At 49.8% G+C, this 6,667-nt stretch carries 8 protein-coding genes and 1 tRNA gene; 2 read left to right on the forward strand and 7 right to left on the reverse strand.

The window, feature by feature from the left end; all coding sequences use genetic code 11:
* The 7 genes from VLH40_01965 to VLH40_01995 form a co-directional block, all read right to left on the reverse strand.
* A partial coding sequence (locus tag VLH40_01965) for an ARMT1-like domain-containing protein (GenBank protein ID HSV30776.1) occupies positions 1 to 565 on the reverse strand: 565 nt, incomplete at its 3' end.
* A gap of 63 nt (positions 566 to 628) precedes the next feature.
* Complete coding sequence (locus VLH40_01970; GenBank protein HSV30777.1) at positions 629 to 1,300, reverse strand: TrkA family potassium uptake protein; 672 nt, start codon at positions 1,298 to 1,300, stop codon at positions 629 to 631.
* Positions 1,301 to 1,419: 119 nt separating this feature from the next.
* Positions 1,420 to 1,833, reverse strand: a complete 414-nt coding sequence (locus tag VLH40_01975; GenBank protein ID HSV30778.1) for a hotdog domain-containing protein — start codon at positions 1,831 to 1,833, stop codon at positions 1,420 to 1,422.
* On the reverse strand, positions 1,830 to 3,767 hold the full coding sequence (gene ftsH, locus VLH40_01980; protein ID HSV30779.1) for an ATP-dependent zinc metalloprotease FtsH: 1,938 nt from the start codon (positions 3,765 to 3,767) through the stop codon (positions 1,830 to 1,832). The genes VLH40_01975 and ftsH overlap by 4 nt, the downstream gene beginning before the upstream one ends.
* A 24-nt stretch (positions 3,768 to 3,791) precedes the next feature.
* Positions 3,792 to 4,364 (reverse strand): hypoxanthine phosphoribosyltransferase, encoded by a 573-nt coding sequence (gene hpt, locus VLH40_01985; GenBank protein ID HSV30780.1) that lies wholly within the window; start codon positions 4,362 to 4,364, stop codon positions 3,792 to 3,794.
* A gap of 3 nt (positions 4,365 to 4,367) precedes the next feature.
* Positions 4,368 to 5,738: a tRNA lysidine(34) synthetase TilS gene (gene tilS / locus VLH40_01990; GenBank protein HSV30781.1), complete on the reverse strand. Its 1,371-nt coding sequence runs from the start codon at positions 5,736 to 5,738 to the stop codon at positions 4,368 to 4,370.
* A 66-nt stretch (positions 5,739 to 5,804) separates the two neighbouring features.
* A tRNA-Met gene (locus VLH40_01995) sits at positions 5,805 to 5,881 on the reverse strand.
* A gap of 79 nt (positions 5,882 to 5,960) precedes the next feature.
* Between VLH40_01995 and VLH40_02000 the strand changes: the two genes are divergently transcribed.
* Positions 5,961 to 6,083: a hypothetical protein gene (locus VLH40_02000; GenBank protein HSV30782.1), complete on the forward strand. Its 123-nt coding sequence runs from the start codon at positions 5,961 to 5,963 to the stop codon at positions 6,081 to 6,083.
* 380 nt (positions 6,084 to 6,463) lie between these two features.
* On the forward strand, positions 6,464 to 6,667 hold a 204-nt coding region (locus tag VLH40_02005), incomplete at its 3' end, for a hypothetical protein (protein HSV30783.1).

Below are 6,667 nucleotides of genomic sequence, written 5' to 3' on the forward strand. Positions count from 1 at the left end.
TGGATATTGGACCAGATTTGACCAGAAACACACATTCCCGGCCATCTTTGATCTCTTCGAGAAAAACCCGGTCAAAAACTATTTCCCCAGCATTATCACCGACATACAGAATTATCTTTGCGGTGTTCAGTGCCTGGGAAAATTCTGCAAAGTTAGCAATCCCCCACTCAGTGCCTTCCACCTCTTCCATAATCTGATCGATACTAAGTTCCCGGTATACGCCGAGATCGATGATATTTCCCGCGATAGCCACCCGGATTGCCTGTTCCAGACGATTCTTCCCCGAGGCGACAAACATTTTCAAGCGGGGATAGAGAGCCAAGGCCAACTGGTTGTAATGGGACTTTAGTCTGGAATATATATCGGCATTACCGGTCATTTGCATGGCGACCCGATGAGCGACAGTGGTCATGTAGGCCGGAGTCCAGTTGGGATCGGCTTGTGAGTAGATGCGGCAGAGTTCCTGAGTAACGCGCCAGGCAAAGGATGGATCTTTGCCGGCAAGCAAGGTCGCCTCCTGAGCCTGTCTGATATTGCAGCTGAAGCATTCCAGTTGTGCTTTCATGGGCTCCTCCTCAAATAACTACAGCGCCGGCGATCGTTGACGAAAAGTCTTAACGTTCCTCGCCTACCCTCCATAGGTCCTGTTTTGAGTCTCCTTGAAATATTTCTTCAGTTGCTGTTCACTGCCCAGAAGAAAAATCACGTCTCCTTTTTCCAACATATCACTGGCCGATGGTGAGACGATATAATCGTTCTGGCGTTGAATGGCCACCACAGTTATCCCAAAATGGTTTCTCAGCTGCGCCTTGCCCAAGCTGAGTCCATGAAGGGCGGTGGGAATCTTCGATTCGACAATGGAGTGTCCCGGAAAAAGCTCTTCTGTTCGTAAGGCATGTGGAAAAGCCAAGGTCCTGGCCACTCGAAGAGCCATATCCCGCTCGGGAAAAATAACCTGGTCGGCTCCAATCTTTTCGAGTATTTTCCCGTGTAACCCATTGATCGCCCGGGCGATGACCTGATGGAGACCCAACTCCTTGAGAGCCAGGGTGGTCAATACACTGGACTGGATATCGTACCCGATACTGACGATGGCCACATCAAAATTCTTGATTCCTAAGGCCTCAAGAACCGTCACGTCGGTGGTATCCGCCTGGACCACTTCGGTGATCTGTCCGGCGAGCTCCTTGACCGGATCTTCCTGGATATCGACCCCTATCACGGTGAAACCTTGTTTATAAAGAGCTAAGGCAATACTATGCCCAAAAATCCCCAGCCCGAAAACGGCAAACTGTCTCAATACGAATCATCTCCTGATGCCTGGTAAGCTCATCAACCGTATTCCTGCACGTTTTACAAAACCTTTATTTTAATATAATAACGGGGGGACTCGCAAAGATCGCAGGGCGGACCTTTGGTTCAGGACTGAATCAGTTCTGACTTTCTCTGTAATTTTTGGAAAAAGCGGTCTCGTTTGATTATAAAGCGCTCCAATCGTCCCTCTCCGATTTTTTCGACTTCATCGAACGCTTCCGCTTCAAATATCAGTTTATTCCGGTAAATCTCCACCAAAGTAGCTCGGGCGGTTACTTTCATGCCTTGGGGAGTCGCCGCGATATGAGAAATAATGATTCGGGTTCCAACGCTTTCATGATCCTCCGGAAGATGATTCTTCACGGCATGATGAGCGGCGTTATCCATCAAGGAAACCAGCATTGGCGTAGAAAACACGGGAGCCATATCGGGATCGAATCGGCTGGCGATATTGTCCTCGTTTACGATAACGCTCATTTCTCCGGTAAGACCGACGCGTATGGAATGGATAACTTTCATAGATTGACCTTTCCTCCCTCTTTCTTTTCCATCTCCAGCGTGGTTTTGACGATAGAATCGGGACTTTGTTCCTTTTCTTCCGATTCGGTAAGTGTTGGTACATGCCTGTCTCGGTTCCCGACATCCTCGACAATACCGAGTATCCGGTCAATATCTTTTTGATCCAATACTTCTCTTTCGATGAGAGATTGAGCTAAATCATCGAGTTTTGTGCGCTGTGATGTAATGATTTCCCGAGCCTGTTCGTAAGCCCGGTCGATGATGGACCGGACTTCCTTATCGATGGCAAAAGCGATTTCCTCACTGTAATTACGGTCTTCGGCTATATCTTTGCCAAGGAACACTTCCTTGTGCCGTCTTCCCAACGTCAGGGGCCCCAACTGATCACTCATGCCGTATTCACAGACCATATCCCGGGCAATCTCGGTGGCTCGGCGGAGGTCGTCATGGGCACCGGTGGTGATATCCGAAAATACGATCTCCTCGGCAACCCGGCCTCCCAAATAAACCGCCAGCCGGGTGAGAAGCTCCTGTTTACTGATTAAATAACGGTCTTCAAGAGGAAGCTGTAGGGTGAATCCCAAAGCGGCACCGCCCCGTGGAATGATGGAAATCTTATGAACCGGATCACTGAAGGGAAGCGATTTAGCCACAAGAGCATGACCGGCTTCGTGATAGGCAACCACCTGTTTTTCCCGGTCGTTGATAACCATATTCCGCCGTTCCGGCCCGGCGATCACCTTATCGATCGCGTCTTCCATGGCTTTCATATTGATCGCTTCCTTTTCCCAGCGTGCGGCAAAAAGCGCTGCTTCATTCACCAGATTAGCGAGATCGGCACCGACAAAACCGGGAGTCCTCCGAGCAAGTACTTTCAAATTAACATCCTCGCCAAGTGGTTTCCCCTTGGTATGAACCAAAAGAATGGCTTCCCGTCCATTCAGATCCGGTCTGGGAACGGCGACCCTCCGGTCGAACCGGCCCGGACGCAGGAGAGCCGGATCAAGAATATCAGGACGATTCGTGGCTGCAATCAGAATAACCCCCAGATTAGGGTCGAACCCGTCCATTTCCACCAGAAGCTGGTTCAAGGTCTGCTCCCGTTCATCGTGACCTCCACCCAGACCCGCCCCCCGGTGTCTTCCCACAGCATCCATTTCATCGACAAAAACAATACAGGGAGCATTTTTCTTGGCATTGCTGAAGAGGTCCCGCACGCGGGCCGCACCTACCCCGACAAACATCTCGACAAAATCCGACCCACTGATACTGAAAAAGGGAACACCGGCTTCCCCAGCCACCGCTTTGGCCAGTAGCGTCTTGCCGGTGCCAGGCGGTCCATAGAGAAGGACCCCGCGAGGAATACGCGCTCCAAGTTTCTGGAACTTCCGAGGATTTTTTAAAAACCCAACGACCTCGCTAAGCTCTTCTTTCACTTCATCAATGCCGGCCACGTCCTGAAAAGTGATTTTAATCCGCTCGGGATCAGCCAAGCGAGCCCGGCTTTTGGCAAAGGAGGTAATTTTATTGCCACCCTGTAGTTGTTGGAGAAGAAACACCCAAACGACAACGAGCAAAATCACTGGAAAAAGTGAACCCAATATTCTCGCCCACCAGGACGGTTCCGCAGGAGGTTTCGCCTCAATGTCAACGTTTCGTTCCCTCAGGATATCAATCAGCCTGGGATCATTCGGAGCGTAAGAAGTAAAAGGAACTCCATCGGTCCCAACGCCCTCGATACTCTGGTCAATGATCACTACCCGTTCCACGCGGCCTTGTCCAACCATATCCAGAAATTCGGTATAGGTAATGGCTCGAGGAGGGGTTTCCTGCTGCATGAATGACGTCGCCAGAGAAATTATGATAATGAGGAAAAGAAGATAGGAACCGAGGTTTCTATAAAACTTTCCTCCAGGATAGTTATTCAATTTCACCTACCGTTGGTCCTCCTTAAAAGTTTACCGACCCGTCTTTATTGTAGCACACGTGGAAGTTTGGTAATATTCCGGTTTGAGCACAAAAATGAACGGGTAATTCCGGTATTGTTCTGCGAAATCAAGTCCATATCCGACTACAAAACAGTTGGGGATATCAAAACCGGTATAATCAACGACCAGATCCGGGACTTCCCTTCTCTCTTTTTTATTGAGCAGTGCGCACACCTTAATCGCCGCCGGATCCCGGGTGGCCAGTACTTCCTTGAGGTGCTGTAGAGTCAGCCCGGTATCGACAATGTCTTCGACGATCAGCACCTGTTGTCCGGTAATCGGTTTATCCAGGTCTTTTAGAATCCGGACCACTCCCCCTGAATCACACCCGTCTTGATAACTGGAAATAGCCATAAAATCAACACTCAGCGGGGCATGAATATTCCTGACCAAGTCGGCCATAAAAATAAACGCACCCCGTAAAATACCAATGACCCGTATTTCTTGTCCCGCATAGTCCCGATCAATCTGTTCACCCAGATTGCGGACCCGGTTCTGGATTTCTTCCTCGGTAATCAAAATTTCATCAATAAAGGGCTCCATCGGTTACCTTGTCCTTTTTCCGGCCTGGATACGTAAAAGGCTCTTGCTATTTTCTCCAACCTGCATCCGTTCGTCAAGCACGACTCCCGGTATCCATAAAATATTTTCCCGATCACACAGGATGGGGACCCTGCTCCGCCACTCCCGGGGAAGACCCAGATCGGAAAAAACTTCTTTGATTTTTTTTACTCGCCCACCGGTCATTACCCGGTCTCCGGGCCGGAAGTTGCGTACGATACAAGGAGGCTTAATAAACTCTTTGTCGACCAGGACAACCCAGTCCCCCTTAATCGGTTTTGAGAGTACCGGAGCTACTTCGAAGTTCAGGAAAATCCCCGCCTCCCTGAGCCAATTCTCTCCGGGAAAACACAGGGGATATTCCCAGGGAGGCAGATCAGTGAGTAAAACCGGATTCCGGCTGCCAATAAGATGATAGCTATCTATCCATACCTTCACCTTTCCCGGAAGGTTCATTTCCCCATGTTCTTCCCTGACCATTTTCACCAAACCGGCTACATGGTACCGAGAAAGACCAGTCGAGTCACCGCAAATTCTCTCGACACACCAGAGAATTTCCTGTATGAGTTCTGATCTGCTCAACGAAGCCAGTCGGAACAGGGGATAAGCAAAAAGACCGTCTCTTCTCACGGTTGAACGAATGGGGAGACTCTCCTTTTCCAAGTGTTCCTGGATATTCAGTGATAATCTCCACAGCGCTTCCCGGATCCGGGGGTTATAGTCCTTCTCCAGGAGGGGTAATAGAAGTTGTCGAATCCGGTTTCTCAAGAAAGCCGGGTCCTGGTTCGTCACGTCTTCCACAAAGGCCAATCGTTCGGCCACGAGAAAGTCCAATATGGCTTTCTTTCGAAAACATAAAAGTGGTCGGATATAGATTCCTGAACGGGGACGCATCCCGGCAAGTCCACGTAATCCGCTTCCCCGCGTAAGCCGGATTAAAACATTTTCCACTTGGTCATCGAAGTGATGGCCAAGGGCGATCCGCTCCGCTCCTACAGCCTGAGCAATTTCGTTAAAATAACGATAGCGGACAAATCGGGCGGCTTCTTCCAGCGAGCGTTTTTCCGAACGACGGATCAACCGGACATCCTGTCTTGCTATATAGCAAGGAATCTGTTTTTCACAGGCCCACTGCTTCACGAATTCTTCGTCCCGGTCTGATTCCGCTCCTCGGAGTTGATGGTTCAAGTGGCATACCGACAAGTGAAACTGCAGGGTCTCCTGGAGTACATACAGGATGTGAGTCATGGCGGTGGAATCGGGTCCTCCGGAAAAAGCCGCCAAAACATTTGATCCGGGTGAAATCAACCCATGTGTTCGGATATGATTTTCAACATTCTTGACCAAACTATGCATGGTTCACCTGGTAACAAAAAAAGAAGGCCCGTCTCCGGGCCCCTGGTTGCACATCCTCGCAACAGATGGTGGCGGTGCAGGGATTCGAACCCCGGACACTCCGGGTATGAACCGGATGCTCTGACCAACTGAGCTACACCGCCACAATAGTAATATTATAACGGGCCTTCCCGAAAAAACAAGGGGAAGGAAATCGGAGCATTCATAAACGAGAAGATGTTCATGCTCTGGATCGCAAAACAGTCGATTGTGCATAGAACTGTTTCAGTCGCTATTGAACTGGTCCTGTCATCCTGTTACGATATTAAAAAATTCCCCTTCGACTTTCGCCTAACCGGGGGATGAAGAGAGCGCTGATTGGTATCTCGAAGGCGGCATTCAAATAATGATTCTACTGCAATAAGTAATTTTGCTGCAAAAGAACGAAGGAAGCCTGGGCCTGAGCTGCCTAAATCAGCCGCCGAAATCACCGCATTTTCGAAGTAAATAGGCCAGAGACGGCCTTTTCAGCATCACTGCAACCGGACGTGGTCATTGAGGCGTGCCAGAAAATGCCAGATGAGGCGGGGCTGATGGCAACGGGGCCTTGCTGAAATGAGTTTTTGCAGCAAAGTCAATAATTGGCTTGAGAAAGGGACACAAAGCAAAGGGAATCACCCCGGAATGGTCTCACCAAAGGCTTTTAAGCCATTTACCGGTTTTTTTATTCATAGGGAGGTGACCTCGTGATCATTATGGCGGTCAACAGTGGAGGATCTTCAATAAAATATGCATTGTACGAGTTCCAAGTCGGATTACACAAATCCCTCTGCCGGGGAGCAGTCAAGCGCTTATACCGAAAGGACTCCTTCATCGAACAACACGGCGATCATCCCGCCTTGCGCCGGGCGGTTCCCGACCTCGATCACGAGCGGGGTCTGGCCTTGATG

The organism is Atribacteraceae bacterium (genome assembly GCA_035477455.1).
Lineage (GTDB): Bacteria > Atribacterota > Atribacteria > Atribacterales > Atribacteraceae > DATIKP01.

What these genes read in the sequence shown, in the direction of transcription:
- tilS (HSV30781.1), bottom strand. Translation starts at nt 5,738, where the DNA reads ATGCATAGTTTGGTCAAGAATGTTGAAAATCATATCCGAACACATGGG.
- hpt (HSV30780.1), bottom strand. Translation starts at nt 4,364, where the DNA reads ATGGAGCCCTTTATTGATGAAATTTTGATTACCGAGGAAGAAATCCAG.
- VLH40_01975 (HSV30778.1), bottom strand. Translation starts at nt 1,833, where the DNA reads ATGAAAGTTATCCATTCCATACGCGTCGGTCTTACCGGAGAAATGAGC.
- VLH40_02000 (HSV30782.1), top strand. Translation starts at nt 5,961, where the DNA reads ATGCTCTGGATCGCAAAACAGTCGATTGTGCATAGAACTGTTTCAGTC.